At 61.2% G+C, this 14,480-nt stretch carries 12 protein-coding genes and 1 tRNA gene; 7 read left to right on the top strand and 6 right to left on the bottom strand.

What is annotated here, in order from left to right:
• Nucleotides 1-32: 32 nt before the first annotated feature.
• Nucleotides 33-1,712: a gamma-glutamyltransferase gene (gene ggt, locus ACW17V_RS17115; protein WP_492108819.1), complete on the bottom strand. Its 1,680-nt coding sequence runs from the start codon at nucleotides 1,710-1,712 to the stop codon at nucleotides 33-35.
• Between the two features lie 306 nt (nucleotides 1,713-2,018).
• Between ggt and ACW17V_RS17110 the strand changes: the two genes are divergently transcribed.
• Nucleotides 2,019-2,095: transfer RNA gene (locus ACW17V_RS17110), tRNA-Arg, on the top strand.
• Between the two features lie 122 nt (nucleotides 2,096-2,217).
• On the opposite strand, the gene ACW17V_RS17105 is transcribed toward ACW17V_RS17110, so the two are convergent.
• A complete protein-coding gene (locus ACW17V_RS17105) occupies nucleotides 2,218-3,330 on the bottom strand; it encodes a tyrosine-type recombinase/integrase (protein ID WP_492106255.1) in 1,113 nt (370 codons plus the stop codon).
• On the bottom strand, nucleotides 3,315-3,692 hold the full coding sequence (locus ACW17V_RS17100) for a helix-turn-helix transcriptional regulator (RefSeq protein ID WP_492106254.1): 378 nt from the start codon (nucleotides 3,690-3,692) through the stop codon (nucleotides 3,315-3,317). Before ACW17V_RS17100 ends, ACW17V_RS17105 begins: the two co-directional genes overlap by 16 nt.
• A gap of 269 nt (nucleotides 3,693-3,961) precedes the next feature.
• Here ACW17V_RS17100 and ACW17V_RS17095 point away from each other — a divergent pair, with 269 nt between their 5' ends.
• Together ACW17V_RS17095 and ACW17V_RS17090 are read left to right on the top strand one after the other, a co-directional pair.
• Nucleotides 3,962-4,231: a hypothetical protein gene (locus ACW17V_RS17095; RefSeq protein WP_492106253.1), complete on the top strand. Its 270-nt coding sequence runs from the start codon at nucleotides 3,962-3,964 to the stop codon at nucleotides 4,229-4,231.
• A 219-nt stretch (nucleotides 4,232-4,450) separates the two neighbouring features.
• Nucleotides 4,451-6,604: a recombinase family protein gene (locus ACW17V_RS17090; protein WP_492106252.1), complete on the top strand. Its 2,154-nt coding sequence runs from the start codon at nucleotides 4,451-4,453 to the stop codon at nucleotides 6,602-6,604.
• A 9-nt stretch (nucleotides 6,605-6,613) separates the two neighbouring features.
• Here ACW17V_RS17090 and ACW17V_RS17085 read toward each other — a convergent pair whose 3' ends face one another.
• A complete protein-coding gene (locus ACW17V_RS17085; RefSeq protein WP_492106251.1) occupies nucleotides 6,614-7,243 on the bottom strand; it encodes a hypothetical protein in 630 nt (209 codons plus the stop codon).
• A gap of 30 nt (nucleotides 7,244-7,273) precedes the next feature.
• On the opposite strand from ACW17V_RS17085, the gene ACW17V_RS17080 reads away from it, so the two are divergent.
• The 4 genes from ACW17V_RS17080 to ACW17V_RS17065 all read left to right on the top strand — a co-directional run bounded on the left by ACW17V_RS17080 (nucleotide 7,274) and on the right by ACW17V_RS17065 (nucleotide 12,793).
• Entirely contained in the window at nucleotides 7,274-7,549 is a 276-nt protein-coding gene (locus ACW17V_RS17080) for a helix-turn-helix domain-containing protein (RefSeq protein ID WP_492106250.1), read from the top strand.
• A 149-nt stretch (nucleotides 7,550-7,698) separates the two neighbouring features.
• Nucleotides 7,699-10,071 carry an EcoAI/FtnUII family type I restriction enzme subunit R gene (gene hsdR / locus ACW17V_RS17075; RefSeq protein ID WP_492106249.1) on the top strand — a complete coding sequence of 791 codons (2,373 nt, stop codon included), beginning with the start codon at nucleotides 7,699-7,701 and terminating at the stop codon, nucleotides 10,069-10,071.
• A gap of 20 nt (nucleotides 10,072-10,091) precedes the next feature.
• Nucleotides 10,092-11,657 (top strand): class I SAM-dependent DNA methyltransferase, encoded by a 1,566-nt coding sequence (locus ACW17V_RS17070; protein ID WP_492106248.1) that lies wholly within the window; start codon nucleotides 10,092-10,094, stop codon nucleotides 11,655-11,657.
• Nucleotides 11,654-12,793 carry a restriction endonuclease subunit S domain-containing protein gene (locus tag ACW17V_RS17065; RefSeq protein ID WP_492106247.1) on the top strand — a complete coding sequence of 380 codons (1,140 nt, stop codon included), beginning with the start codon at nucleotides 11,654-11,656 and terminating at the stop codon, nucleotides 12,791-12,793. The genes ACW17V_RS17070 and ACW17V_RS17065 overlap by 4 nt, the downstream gene beginning before the upstream one ends.
• A 31-nt stretch (nucleotides 12,794-12,824) precedes the next feature.
• On the opposite strand, the gene ACW17V_RS17060 is transcribed toward ACW17V_RS17065, so the two are convergent.
• Both ACW17V_RS17060 and ACW17V_RS17055 read right to left on the bottom strand, forming a co-directional pair.
• A complete protein-coding gene (locus ACW17V_RS17060) occupies nucleotides 12,825-13,736 on the bottom strand; it encodes a Kiwa anti-phage protein KwaB-like domain-containing protein (protein WP_492106246.1) in 912 nt (303 codons plus the stop codon).
• Nucleotides 13,733-14,302 (bottom strand): KwaA family protein, encoded by a 570-nt coding sequence (locus tag ACW17V_RS17055; RefSeq protein ID WP_492106245.1) that lies wholly within the window; start codon nucleotides 14,300-14,302, stop codon nucleotides 13,733-13,735. Before ACW17V_RS17055 ends, ACW17V_RS17060 begins: the two co-directional genes overlap by 4 nt.
• Nucleotides 14,303-14,480: the final 178 nt, after the last annotated feature.

The raw sequence follows: 14,480 nt of genomic DNA, 5'->3' as shown, positions 1-14,480 counted from the left end.
CGCGTGAAGCGGCGGAGCCGTGTCGGCCGTCCTCACAGCCCCCGGGCCACGCCCTCGCGACGGGGGTCGGCGCCGCCTTCCAGCACCCCGCCTGGCCTCACGATGACGCCATGCAGACCCGAGGTCTCGTTCTGGCCTGTCTTGACCGCCACGCCGCGCGCATTCAGGGCGCTGACCATCTCGGGACCGAACAGCTCGGCGTCGCCGGAGAAGTTTTCGCCGCGCGCCACGATGTTGGGCAGGTTGATGGCCTCCTGCATCGACAGGCCCCAGTAGAAGACCCCGACCATGGCCTTGAGATTGTAGGACAGGATGGCGTTGCCGCCCGGCGAGCCCACGGCGGCCAGGAACTTGCCCTTGTCGTCCAGCACGATCAGCGGCGCCATCGACGAGCGCGGGCGCTTGCCCGCCGCCACGGCGTTGGCCGCCGGCGCGCCGTCCTTCTCGACCGGCGAGAACGAGAAATCGGTCAGCTGGTTGTTGAGGAAGAAGCCGCCGACCATCCGGCCCGAGCCGAAGACGCTTTCGACCGTGGTGGTCATCGACACCACATTGCCGGCCGGATCCATGACCACGAAATGGGTGGTGCCGGCCGGCTCCTTCGTGGCGTCGGCGCCGACCACGGGCGCGCCCTCGGGCAGGCCAAATTTCGGCGCCGCGCCGGCCACGTCGCTGATCAGCTTGGCGCGCTCCGCGACATAGGCCGGGTCCAGCAGGCCCTCGACGGGCACCTTCACGAAGGACGGGTCGCCCACATAGCGGTCGCGGTCGGCGTACATGACCCGCTCGGCTTCGGCCAGCAGGGTCCAGGCGGCCGGGTCCTTGGGGCCCAGCTTCCCGATGTCGGTATGCTCCAGCATCATCAGGGCCTGCAGCACCGCAAGGCCGCTCGACGAGGGGTTGGGCACGCAGACCGTATAGACCTTCCAGGGCCGGCACAGGGCGGCGGCCGAGCGTGGGCGATAGGTCTTCAGGTCCGACAGGGTCATGCCGCCGGGCAGGGCCCCTTCGTGCAGCTTGTCGACGATCGCCTGGGCGATGGGGCCTTCATAGAGGGCGCTGGGGCCCTCGGCCGCCAGGCGCCGCAGGGTGGCCGCATAGGCCGGGTTCTTGAGCGTGTCGCCGGCCTGGTAGCGCTGGCCGTCGGGCTTGGTGAAATAGGCCTTCACGTCCGGCGTGGTGTTCTGCGGCACGCGCGGGCTGTTGATCATGCCGGCCATGCGCGGGCTGACGGCGAAGCCGTCGGTCGCCAGGGTCTCGGCGTCCTTGAACAGGGTGCTCCACCTGGCCGTCCCGTGCTCCTTCTGGGCCTGGGCCAGCATGGCCACCGCGCCGGGCACGCCGGTCGAGCGGCCCGACAGCAGGGCGGTCACGAAGGGCAGGGGCTTGCCGTCGGCGCCCATGAACATGTCGGGGCCGGCGCCGCTGGGGGCCTTTTCGCGGCCGTCATAGGCCGTCACCTTGCCGGTCTTCGCGTCGTAATAGTTCAGGAAGGCGCCGCCGCCGATGCCCGAGCTCTGCGGCTCGACCAGGCTCAGCACGGCCTGGATCGCCACGGCCGCGTCGACCGCGCTGCCGCCGTCGCGCAGCACCCGCAGGCCCGCCTCGGTGGCCAGCGGATTAGCGGCGGCGACGAAGCCGCGCGGCGTGGTGGCGGCCGGCGCGGAGGCGACGGGGGCTTGCGCTGCGGACGACATCGACCCGCCGGGCATCTGGGCGCAGGCGGAAAGGGCGAGCAGGGAGACGAGAACGAAGCGACGCATGCGAACAGGTTCCGTAGGGAAGAACGGCGGCGGCGGAGCCGCTTTCGGCGAGGTGTCCATGGACAACAAACGGCCGCGCCTGTCACGCCCCGGCGGCGCTTCGGCGGCCGGAAAACCCATTCCGTACGCTGGCCGTGCTTGGGGCGCCCACGGGCGCGGCGACGCCCGGCGAAAACTTTTATCGATATCGGCCAAACGCCGCTTGCGCCCCGCAATCGGACGGGCTATTTCCCCCGCCTCGCCGAAAGGCAATGCGCGCCCGTAGCTCAGCTGGATAGAGCATCAGACTACGAATCTGAGGGTCGGACGTTCGAATCGTTCCGGGCGCGCCATTTTCTTCAATCACTTAGCCCGCCAGGGGTTGTGATTGACCCCCAATTTTACAGTCCATTTACACCGCATTTTACAATGCGGCTTTGTGGCGCTTTTCGGCTTGTTCGTTAGGTCTTGGGGCTCACGCGCCGTCGACGCGGGGCGCGCGCCGCTGGCGAGCCATATCGATCTTGCCCTGAGCGGAATCCGCCAGGCTGCGACGGTTGGCTTGGCGGCGATAAATTTCAGCGGCACGGGTCGAGGTGTGTTCCAGCTGGCTCATGATCTCGGAGTCGCTGGCGCCGGCTATAGCCAGTTCGACGCCGCGTGTGTGGCGAAGGCCGTGAAGCGTGAGATTCGGCCGCACAACACCGTCCTTGGCCAGCCGATCGATCAAGCGGTCGATGGCTTGGTTGAGCGCCCGTTCCTGGAAGCGTTCGCCACTCCGGTTGTAGGCCAGCGTCATTGCGCGATTGGGGGTCTTGTCGAGGAGCAAGGTCAGGCGGGCGTCCTCGGGCTTGTCGCACTGGACCCGACGTTTTTCAGTGAGCCAGAACAACCGGCGTTGAGGGGCGCCGTCGGCATCGTGGCTGTGGACGCGGGCGCCAATCGGGAGCCGGCAGATCGTCCCACGCCGAAATCCTCCCCAGCGGCCGAGCGCGACGGCGCGCGCTAGGCCCGGCATTTTCCTCTGAAGGGCGAGATCGACCACGGCGGCGACCTCGTGTTCTTCCCAGATCGGATTTTTCTCCGGCGCGTCGTGTGGGCGCTTGGCCTTCTTGATGTGCGCGAAGGGGTCGGTCTTGATCCGCTCGTCGATGATGGCGGGTCGAAGCGCGTTCTTCAGGATTTGGAGGTTGATGTTGGCCACGCGATGCCCGCGCGCCGACCAAGCCTGCTTCAGCCCATCGACAAACGCCATATCGATGTCCATCAGCAGGATGTCGCCAGCGTCTTCGACGATCTCATCGATCCCGCGCTGGTATCCCGCTTGAGTCGAACGAGCCAGGCCCAGGAAATCTTGCGAGCGGTTGTACGCCCGGAGCATGCCGCCGAGCGTGCCGACGATCGGGGTTTTCGCGCGGTCAGCCCGATCCAGTTCGGCGAGAACGGCGGCGACCTCTTCGCGCAGCGCCTGCGAGTTGTCCGGGCTCGTCAACGGTCGCCGAAACTGACCGCGACGGAAGTAGAGCTTTACCCCACTGGCGGTTTTGATCCGCTGGACGAAGGGGATGGGAGTCAGTTCGTGCGGCACGCGCGCGTTCCCTGACGACGGTGCGCGCGCTGGTTGGCGCGTTCCAGCGCGCCAAGTCGGCGCTCCTCACCTGCGACCTTCGCCGGCTGTGTGGGCGTAACGGTGGCATCGTCGCGCGTGCCGGTCGGGCTGCGAAGCAGGCGGTTCGGAAGTCCCGCGACCCACTCGTCGATGTCCGCCCGGCGCCAGCGCAGGAGTTTCACACCCAGAGCCACGGGCGCGACGCCGCAAACTCGGGCGAAGCTGTCGGACGACATGCCCACATATGCGCACACCTGTTCGCGGCTTAGCAGCGCGGGCCAGGCCTCGGGAATGCCGCCGATGAGGCGAGGCGTTTCGGATGCGGTCGAGGCCATGGTCACGGCGTTTCTCCCTGCCGGCGCCAAGTGCGCTGCGCTAGCGCGGCGTTGACGAGCGACGGCTGGCGCTCAGCCATCGGGGCAACGTCGGGATGCGACATGGCGTCGGCCTTCAAGGTGCAGAATCGCGCGTTCACACGCGCTGCTGAGTCGCCGGTAACCCACAAATTTTGAATCCGAAAGAAAAAATTCCCTCCGTACATAATAAAAATTCCAACAATACTTTGTCACAATAAGAGTAGATTTGTGACTAAGGGTGTTTTCACGTATACATGAGTCGCGAATGGCGTATAGATTTGACTTATGAAGTTACGATTGCTATACGATCCCGCATGGAAATTGAAATTGGCATGATGGGTGGCGGCCGTATCCGCTTGTCGCACGACGCGGTGAACCTCGAAGAGGTCGCTGACATCCTGCGGCGTGAGCGCGTCCTGATCGGGCGACCCGACCCCGTCGATTTCATCGACGAAGGTCTGAGCGATGTCGGTGGCCGGGTTCTGATCCCGGCCCAGCGCATCCAATTGATCAGAGAGGTGTAGCAAATGACCGTGTTTAGTGGGTCCGGTCCAAGTCCTACGGACAGCAGAATCCTGCCCGTAGGTCGCACCCTAGATGAGGAGTTATGGCGGCGTTCCGAGGCGCGGCGCGAAGCCGACCTCTATCTTGACGCATCGGATGAAGACCGGCTGCTGCTGCCGCTCGTCCTCAGCCTCGCTCGGCTGGCCGCCCAGCGTGACGCGAAGGCTCGGGCCTAGACCATGTCCATGTTCGACAGCCCGCTGCCGCCGCCTGGATCGCGCGCTCTTCTGCTGGGGCGCTATTCCGATAACCTCCAGAATCCCCTGTCGGCTGACGATCAAATCGACGTCCTGCGCCAAGATTGCGCACGGAACGGCTGGGAGATTGCAGGAGTCTATACGGACAAGGGAAAGTCCGGTCGCTCAATTGCCCGCCGCACCGGCTATCTCGACATGATGGCGGCGGCGGAGGCGGGCCTTGCCGACGTCATCTGCATCTTTCACCTGGACCGACTTGGACGGAACGCCCGCGAACTGCATGACGCCAAGAACCGTCTGCGAGACGTAGATGCGGTCATCTACACACACGATCGCGGTGTGATGAACCGGCTGGAGTTCGCGCTCTACGCAGAAATGGCTCAGATGGAGAGTGAACGGATCGCCGATCGAACCAGCCGGGGGCGCCGCGCCGCCTTCGTTCGGGGTAAGATCATGGGTGATGTTCCCTATGGCTATCGTCTGGTCGATGAGGTTGACGCCATGGGGCTCGCGCTCCTGAACAGCCGAGGGAACCGAATCCGCCGGGTGGAAGTGGACCCGGTGACGTCCAAGATCGTGCTGCGCGCCAACCTCGATTTCGATGCCGGAAAGAGTCCGCACCAAATTGCCATCGCCCTCACGGCTGAGGGTGTCCCGACCCCGCAGGGAGGCAAGATGTGGCACCCCAACACTATCATCGGCACCCGCCGTTCGATGTGCGGTCTGCTGCGTAATCCGATGATTGTTGGCAAGGTCATCCACGGCAAGGTGAAGACGGAGTACGATGAGCGCACCGGCCAGGTGAAGAAACACAAGGGTCAGGTCGCTGACCTGATCGAGCATGACATGCCGTGGCTTCGGATCGTCCCGCAAGACGTGTGGGATCGTAACCAGGAACGCCTCGCCGAAAGACCCCCGTCCGTTCTTCGCGACCGGCGGCGACCGACCTATCTGCTGAGTGGGCTGGTCAAGTGCGGCGTCTGCGGCGGTCCCTTCGTTCAGGTTGCGGCCAAGATGGGATGCTCGGCTCGCCACCTGAAAGCGTGTTCCAATAGTCGCCGCGTGAGGCGTGAAGATCTGGAGCGCGTCGTCTTCGAAGGGCTGGCCCAACGTCTCGCTCAGCCGGAAGTGATCGAGTGGTTCATCCCAGAGTATCAGCGCGAGCGTGGTCCGGCGAAGAGCGAGAACGATGAACGCCATGAACGAGCGACCAAGCGGCTGACCGAAGTTGGCCGCGAGATCGACAACCTGATCGCCCAGGTCAGGGCTGGCGCAGGTGGCTACGCGGCCAAACTGCTCAACGACAACCTTGAGACCCTCGGCGCCGAGAAGGAGCGCCTGGCTCGCGAGGTGCGGGCTGGCCCACCTGCGGCTTCCGTGCCGGTTACGGCCGATCATCTGACCGAACGGATTCACGTGCTGCTGGGTGATCTGGGGCAAGCGCTGAATGGCGATGAGCGCGACGCCACTCGTGCGCGTGATATCTTCCGTAGCTTGATCTCAAAGGTAACGATCACGCCCTTCGATGCTGAGGGCCGCCGTCCTGACGGGCGCGGCGTCGGCGCGGTTCGCGTCCAGATCGAAGGAGCCGTGAGCCGTCTGGTCGATCACGCCATGCTCGATCGGAAGATCATGCACAGGCAAGGTGCCACGGACATGCATGATCTTCCGATCGCCACCTTCCGCTTCTATGTTGATCTCGACCGAATCCATTCCCCTGAGCAGGAAGCTCTGTGGCGTGATGTGGCTGTTGTGGAGCGGCTGCTGGACGATGCGGATTGGCCAGTCACGTTCGAGGAGATGATCGCCGCCCTCAATGATCGCGACCGCGAACCGACCGATCTTGAGCGCGAGATTGATGAAACTCGCGCGCGCATTGCGATCGCCCAGTTCCGTCGAGACGGTTGGGTCCGTAGCGTGTGGCTGGGGCGGGTCGCCAGAGGATGGGTTTGGGACGAGAGAGACATCTCGGATGCCGAGTGGCGCGAGAGATATGAGCGGCGAGGGCTCCCGGCGCCAGCTCCGACCGCCGCCGAGAAGGCAAATCGGCGTTTTCGCCTTGTGCCGCCTGAAGCCTACGTGGTCTCGATCAGTAGCGAAAATCGTGTCGCACCAGCTTCGGATCAGCCTTCATAGTTGCGAGGGCTAGATTTGAACCGGAAACAGTTTCTTCCCGTCCAGACAGACTTGCCGGAAAACGCGCTCGAAAATTCCGTCCTGGGGCATCAGAACCGTTGAGCCGACTGCCACGAAAGGTATGTAGCCAATGTAGCCACCGAAGGCGTTCTTAGCGTTCACCGTCCCGCAGGCAAACACTCCCTCGGGCGCGTCAGCGATTTGTCCACGTACAGCCCAAACATCCTTGAAGAGGGCGCTGTCTGGGTCCGCGAGAGAATATCGGACGGAATTCAAGGCTTCCTTCGCTGAGCTATAGGCCTGAGCCTCTTCGCGTTCGGCTTCTTCCTTCTTGGCGCGGGCCTCTATCTCAGCCTTTCGCGCTTGCGCGATCTCTACGGCTTTTTGCGCGGAGGAGGATGTCGAGGCCGGTGAGGCCAAAGTGCTGGCGCCATCAGAAGAGGACAAAGCGCCTGCGAGAATGCACAAGACCTGTAGGCCCAACCAGCCAAAGGACGCAATCCTCGCGAGGCGCGTGTACCCGGAGCGTAGAAGAAGCCACGCGAAGATTGCCGGCATGAGAAAAATGCCGATCGCAAGTCCGGCCCCGACACGACGCGGTTCGTAGGCGTAAAAGGTTTTGACGTCGTCGTAGGGCATGATCGTCTCCGGCCGAGTTCTCCATAGTGCATGTTCACTATAGGAAATGGTCAGGCGTTTAGGATTCGTTGCGCTTGCACCATGAATTTGGGGCAGACGTTCGGAATCAATGTCAGGCGACTACGCTTGGCGCGTGGGCAAACGCTGGAAGCGCTCGCCGATCAAGTCGATCTTGCCTATTCATATGTCAGCCAGTTGGAGCGGGGTAAGCGGAACCCGACGCTTGCTGTCGTGGAGCGCTTCGCCGTTGCGCTTGGGGTCGATCCGCTCACTCTTTTATCGGCTGAGCCGAACTCTGGTGGATAGCTTGTGCGCAGGCTTCGATCGGGAGCATCGGCTAGTCTGACTGACTCCCAATCGCGGGTGCTAGCCGAAGGTCTGTGGTGCACCGGAGAGTGGGTCTCCGATCTTAAGCATAGGCGACAGCCACACCAACCACCTGCTAGGGTTGTTGCGTGAACACAGAAGCTGACACGTGTCGGAAGTTTGTTGTCCCTAAACTGCAAGCCGCAGGATGGGATGAGGCCCCATACGCGATTAATGAGCAGCGGACGTTCACGGACGGTCGTGTGCTTTTTGCTGGTGGCCAGCCCAGAAGAGGGAAGCGAAAACGAGCCGACTACATTCTGCGTTATCGTCCAGATTACCCAATCGCCGTAATTGAAGCGAAAGTCGAATACCGCTCTGCCAAGGACGGTGTTCAGCAGGCTCGCGACTATGCGGAGGTTCTTGGCCTTCGTTTCGCGTATGCGAGCAACGGGCGAGAGATCATCGAGATCGACCTCTTTGCCGGGACGGAGATTGGCCGGCAAGATTTCCCTACGCCCGACGAACTTTGGGCCCGCCAACAGACATCCCCAGGATTTCCGACCGAAACAGCCGTGAAGACGCTGCTGACGCCGGGCTATCCAGACGTCGAGCGCCCCCTGCGCTATTATCAGGAGATCGCAGTCAATCGAACGTTGGAGGCCATAGCTGCTGGCGACCGCCGGATTCTCCTGAACCTCTGCACTGGTGCTGGCAAGACGGCTGTGGCCTTTCAAACTTGCTGGCGCCTTTGGTCGGCCGGTTGGAACAAGCGAGGCGATCACCGGAAGCCGAAAATCCTATTCTTGGCTGACCGCAATGTTCTCGTGGACGATCCGATGGCGAAGACATTCGCACCATTTGGCGACGCGCGCTTCAAATTGGAGAGCGGCAATGTCAGTCATGGGCGCGATATCTACTTCGCAATCTACCAAGCCATCGCCCGCGACGAACGCAGACCCGGTCTTTACCGGGAGTTCGCGCCCGACTTTTTCGACCTCATTGTCATTGACGAATGTCACCGTGGTAGCGCTCGAGACGATAGCTCCTGGCGCGAGATACTCGAGTGGTTCGAGCCAGCCTACCAACTTGGCATGACGGCGACGCCGCTACGCGATGAGAGCCGAGACACCTATTCGTATTTCGGTGATCCGCTTTACACTTACTCTTTGGCCCAGGGGATTGAGGATGGGTTCCTAGCGCCATACCGCGTGCACCGTATCGTCACCGACCTGGACGCGGTCGGGTGGCGACCTACAGTGGGCGAGCTTGATCGCTATGGCAGGCCCGTGCCCGATGATGAGTATCAGACGCGTGATTTCGAGAGGGTCGTAGCCCTTCGCGCGCGAACTGAGGCAATCGCGCGCCACCTAACAGACTTCCTGAAAAACACAGACCGTTTCGCCAAGACCATCGTGTTCTGCGTTGATCAAGATCACGCCAGCGAGATGCGCCAAGCGCTGGTAAATCTGAACAGCGATTTGGTCTCAAAATACCCAGACTATGTGGCGCGCGTCACATCAGACGAAGGCGACATAGGTAAAGGGAAGCTTAGTCGCTTTCAAGACCTTGAGGCGGAAACCCCGGTCATACTCACGACTTCGCAACTTCTCACTACAGGCGTTGACGCGCCGACTTGTAAGAACATAGTTCTGGCACGTGTCGTTGGCTCAATGGCTGAGTTTAAGCAGATCATTGGCAGGGGTACGCGCCTGCGAGAAGACTACGGAAAGCTCTGGTTCAGCATCCTAGACTATACCGGCACCGCGACCCAAAAGTTCGCGGACCCAGTGTTCGATGGCGATCCTGTGGCCTCCATTCGATCCGAGATCGACGATACCGGCGCAGTGGTGTCTGAAGCGCATGAGGAGGGGGTGGAGTGGCAGGACGACGCCGCGCCGGCAGGTGGCGGCCCAACTATCCTACTACCCGACGATGAGGATACCCTTCCCCGCAAGCTCTTCGTGGACGGCGGCTCCGTCGAAGTCGTCGCTCACCTTGTCTATGACCTGGATGCCGATGGCAGGCGGCTAACGTGCCGCAGGTTGTCCGATTGGACGGGCGAAAAGGTACGGACTCTATACGCGACGCCTGCGGCATTCCGCGCTGAGTGGGCGATAGCCGACAAGCGCGCCACTATTGTCGAAGCGCTCGCGGAGCGAGGTATCGACTTAGCGGTCTTGGTCGAAGAATCTGGAAGGCCGGATGACGATCCCTTCGACCTTCTGTGCCACCTAGCCTGGAACGTGCCGATTCTCACGCGTCGGGAGCGGGCGGAGCGCCTCCGTTCGTCTCTGCCCGACCTGTTTACCCGCTATGGAGACGACGCTAAAGCAGTGCTCAACGCGCTGCTGGAGAAATACGCGGCTGGCGGACCCGACCAGCTCGCACTCCCCGCAGCGCTCAAGGTCGCCCCCGTTTCGGACTTCGGCAATCCGAGCGAAATTGCTCGACGATTCGGTGGGCCGGAATGCCTGCGCGAGGCGGTGGCGGAACTTAGCGAGCGGCTCTACGCCGCGTAAATTTCGATTGAAGTATCAGTATGGTCCGCCCCAAGAAAATCGCCGCAGCGCCACAGACGACTGCCCAGCGCCTAGACAGTATCGTAAAGTCGGCGCGCAAGATTATGCGCAAGGACAAGGGACTGAACGGCGACCTAGACCGTCTGCCCGTGCTCACTTGGGTTATGTTCCTGAAGTTTCTCGACGATTTGGAACGGATGCATGAAGACGAGGCAGCGCTGGCGGGCGAGCCCTTCCACGCAGCCATTGAGCCGCCTTATCGGTGGCGAGACTGGGCCGCGCAGCGCGAAGGGATTACCGGGCCCGATCTTCTCACGTTCATCAACGGCGAGGAGGTTGTCCGGCCCGACGGCACGCGTGGCCCCGGCCTGTTCGCCCATCTTCGCAACCTTCGCGGGATTAACGGTGGACGTGACCGGCGTGACGTTATCGCCACTGTTTTCCGCGGTGTCACCAACCGCATGGAGAGCGGCTATCTTCTCCGCGATGTCATCAACCTGATCGACGCCATTCACTTCGACAGCTCAGAAGAGATGCACACCCTCGGCCGCCTGTACGAGACGTTGCTGCGCGAGATGCGCGACGCCGCTGGCGATAGCGGCGAGTTTTATACGCCGCGCGCAGTGGTCCGTTTCATGGTGGAGCGGATAGACCCACGTCTCGGTGAAGCGGTGCTTGATCCCGCCTGCGGCACCGGTGGGTTTCTGACTGAAGCGTACGCTCATATGGCTCGGCAGGCCGACACGGTGGAGCGTCGCGCCCAGCTTCAGAGCGGGGCGTTGAAGGGGTGTGAGGCCAAGTCGCTGCCCTTCCTACTCGCCCAGATGAACCTCCTGTTGCACGGGTTGGAGGCACCCGACATCGACCCTGGAAACGCACTGAGGTTCCGCTTATCGGAAATCGGTGAGCGTGACCGGGTGGAGGTGATCCTCGCCAATCCACCTTTCGCTGGCGAGGAAGAGGTGGGTATTCTCACCAACTTCCCTGATGACCGTCGGACGGCGGAGACAGCTCTCCTATTTCTGCAGCTCATTATGCGGCGGCTTAGGCGCGGCGGTAAAGGGCGGGCGGCGGTAGTCGTTCCGCACGGTGTGCTGTTCAGCGACGGCGTTGGCGCGCGTATTAAGGCAGACCTGTTGGAGCGGTTCAATTTGCACACTGTGGTGCGACTGCCAGAGGGTGTTTTCGAACCTTACACTCCCATAGCGACCAACCTCATATTTTTCGACACGAGCGGCCCGACCGGAGAGATTGCTTATTGGCAACAGCCAGCGCCTGAAGGGCGAAAGAAGTATTCTAAGACCGCGCCGCTCCAGTCCGAAGACCTAGCCGACCTGAGCGCGTGGTGGGACGCGCGCGGTGACGATCCCCGAGCATGGACTGTCAATGGACCTGCGCTCATCGAGCGCGATGGAGCTGGGCAGGTCAAGGCAGTCAATCTAGACCTCAAGAATCCTAAAGCCAAAACAGCGGAGGACCATCGCCCAGCAGCCGAGATCGTGGACGCCGCGACGGTAAAGGAACACGAAGTGCTGGCAATCCTTAATGAGTTACGCAAGTTGGTGGGGGAGCCAGTGGCGACATGAGCTGGCCGAAGGTGGCGTTGGGTGAATTGATGCAACTCGCTCACGAGGGCCACCCTGTTGAGGTCGGTAAAAGCTATCCAAATCTTGGGATATACGGTTTCGGCCGTGGCGTATTTGCCAAGCCACCAATAGACGCCGCCACCACTAGCGCTAAGACGCTCTATAAAGTGAAAGCAGGGCAGGTAATTTATAGTCGTCTATTCGCATTCGAGGGGGCCTACACAACTGTGCCGCCCGAGTTTGATGGCGCATTCGTTTCAAATGAGTTCCCGACCTTTTCCGTCTGCTCCGACCGTGTTTTGTCTGATTATTTGCGCTGGCTATTCAGGTGGCCTGAGACGTGGAGGTTGTTGCGCCTCCAATCTGTTGGACTTGGAGATCGTCGGCAGCGCGTGCATCCCGAGAGGCTATTGAGCCATGAAGTGCCCCTGCCGCCGCTCGGTGAGCAAAGGCGCGTCGTGGCGCGGCTGGATGCGGCGGCCGGGGCCGTGGCTTCACGACGAAGCGGGGCGGAGACGGTGGACGCTGAGATTGCCGCCCTCCTGCGCGCCTCCTTCGCCCGTATCGCGGCCGACGCGCCCCGTGACCGCATGGGGGACATCGCTCCTTTGGTCCGCCGCCCCGTTTCTATTGATCTTGATGCGACCTACCCAGAGCTAGGCGTGCGCTCGTTCGGAAAGGGATCATTCCACAAACCGTCGCTTCCTGGCCTCGAAGTTGGATCCAAGAAGCTCTTCTCGGTCGCGGAAGGCGATCTTCTCTTCAACATCGTGTTCGCTTGGGAGGGAGCCGTCGCTGTAGCTAAAGCAGAGGACGCCGGCCGCGTGGGTTCGCACCGTTTCCTCACCTGCGTCGCGGATCCGTTCCGGGTCAGCGCCGATTTTCTTCGCTATTGGTTCCTTAGCGAAGAGGGGCTCTTGGCCCTGAATCGAGCTTCACCTGGCGGCGCAGGGCGCAACCGCACGCTCGGTATAAAGGCGCTTGAGTCGATCACCGTACCAACGCCCCCGCTCGAGGCCCAGCGCTGGTTCGATCGTCTCCAGGTCAAGGCTCGAGCCGCCCGTGCGGCGCAGTCCGAAGCCGCCGCCCACCTCGACAGCCTCCTACCGGCGATGCTTCACGAGGTGTTTAGCTGACGGTCGACCTCGTTCGAGAATTTTGACGGTGCTATCGCAACGAAACTCTCTCGCGCGCACGAGCGCGGTAGGGAACAGGCGCTGCCGTTGTCAGATCGGCGTCATACCGACGGGCGTCCAGAACCTCCAGTAGCCTGGTCTCATCACTGACGCGGCAGCGAAGGCGCCCGTCGTGCTCCGTCAGCTTAACGCCATGCTTTTCCGCAAGCCGCACCACCCGGCCCCGGTCAAACTGCGCCAATTCGGGCTTGGAGGCGATGGCCGCCGCGAGGCGGGCCAGACGCGGGTGAGATGCGATCTTGTCTTTGATCCGGCTGAGATCAAGGAAGGCTAGCGTGTCGTGTATGAACTGCACCTTAGCTTCTGCTGTCCGCGCGACGCTTTCGGCAAACTGGCCAACCTGTTCGGCCCGGCGCGGCGCATATAGGAAGACATGTTCCTCAGTGACGACGACGTCGAAGTCGCGGTCGAGCTTAAGAACTTTGTCCTCGATCATCGTCAGGGTGTCGTCAGCCAACCGCATGAGCATATTCTGCGCGCCCAAGGTAGATTTGAACTGCGTCGCCTTTTTGATCCCGACGGCCTTTCGGCCATCTCGGTCGCGAAAGACCGTAAAATAGTACTCTAGCCGCGATAGGCGACCGACCAGATCGACCAACTCGTCCAGCGCCCCAGCGTCATAGATCGCTGAGAACACGCCCATAAGATCATTGTTGCGGTGCGCGAAAACGCGTCGAGCTTCGCCATAGTCTTCGGAGGCGTCGAATTCTTGCCAGTCACCTTCGATGTGATCGAAGGCGTCAATGGTGTTTCTAAGGACCCCTTTTAGAGAGTTCTGAACTGCGATGTCAGCTGGGACAAAGAATAACCGGTCATCACCTCGAAGGGAGGCACCAAAATCGACGGAGACTATGTCGCCATCGTTGAATCTGTCCCTGATCATTCCATCGTATCCACAAGAACGTTTCCGCCCAGACGGTATCCGGTCAACGGCCTGTCCGTTGGGATCGTTGTTCGTCGACTTATTATAGCGTAGGTTGTGATGTCTGCACCTACCATTTTCGACCCGGACTGGGTTTCGACTGTGAAAATCCGATACCCGAACAGTGCGAATATAAAATTCATGTAGTGTAGTCTTAGGTGCCAGAACAGAAATACAACTAAAAGAAGCGCCGTTGCTGCAGCCACTAAATCTCTCATTCCGCTTAGGCTGGTCTGGTAGAGCGGTATGAGCATAGTGAACAGGTAAGTTAGAAGATGATCTTTGGGGTCATCGCATTTTACAATTTCAATTGTTCTAACATTGCGGATTTCGCGGGCTATTTTCCAGAAAATGATTAGTATTACAGAGGGAAGTGCAAATAGAGATAGGCACGCTGGCACGAAAAACTTGTCCGGGATCGCTGAAATGCCGCGTATTGCCCACAGTACGAAGACGGGACTAAGGCTCGACCAAACAAGCAAAAAGCGAACGGCACCCAAGCTATTTTGACCGTCAATCTTTTTCATTTGCGAGCCACCCACGATGCCTTTCGAGTGTAGCGCATCGATACGTCATTTTCGGGCGCAGATTCGCGCATGGTGAGGATTACTTGAGCGGACGATCGGCGCGCATGAAATTTCGACGATAAGCTTGACCAGCAACTTCAATCGGTCGGCTCTATGAACAGCTCAGCGCGAGTAGAGG

This window comes from Caulobacter sp. FV2ye17ST, assembly GCF_058680955.1.
This window is presented reverse-complemented; position numbering and strand designations above follow the sequence as displayed.

Bases quoted from the DNA above. Each gene is read 5' to 3' on its own strand.
- ggt (WP_492108819.1), bottom strand. From the start codon at position 1,712: ATGCCCGGCGGGTCGATGTCGTCCGCAGCGCAAGCCCCCGTCGCCTCC.
- ACW17V_RS17095 (WP_492106253.1), top strand. From the start codon at position 3,962: ATGAGTCGCGAATGGCGTATAGATTTGACTTATGAAGTTACGATTGCT.
- ACW17V_RS17090 (WP_492106252.1), top strand. From the start codon at position 4,451: ATGTCCATGTTCGACAGCCCGCTGCCGCCGCCTGGATCGCGCGCTCTT.
- ACW17V_RS17085 (WP_492106251.1), bottom strand. From the start codon at position 7,243: ATGCCCTACGACGACGTCAAAACCTTTTACGCCTACGAACCGCGTCGT.
- ACW17V_RS17080 (WP_492106250.1), top strand. From the start codon at position 7,274: ATGTTCACTATAGGAAATGGTCAGGCGTTTAGGATTCGTTGCGCTTGC.
- ACW17V_RS17070 (WP_492106248.1), top strand. From the start codon at position 10,092: ATGGTCCGCCCCAAGAAAATCGCCGCAGCGCCACAGACGACTGCCCAG.
- ACW17V_RS17065 (WP_492106247.1), top strand. From the start codon at position 11,654: ATGAGCTGGCCGAAGGTGGCGTTGGGTGAATTGATGCAACTCGCTCAC.
- ACW17V_RS17060 (WP_492106246.1), bottom strand. From the start codon at position 13,736: ATGATCAGGGACAGATTCAACGATGGCGACATAGTCTCCGTCGATTTT.
- ACW17V_RS17055 (WP_492106245.1), bottom strand. From the start codon at position 14,302: ATGAAAAAGATTGACGGTCAAAATAGCTTGGGTGCCGTTCGCTTTTTG.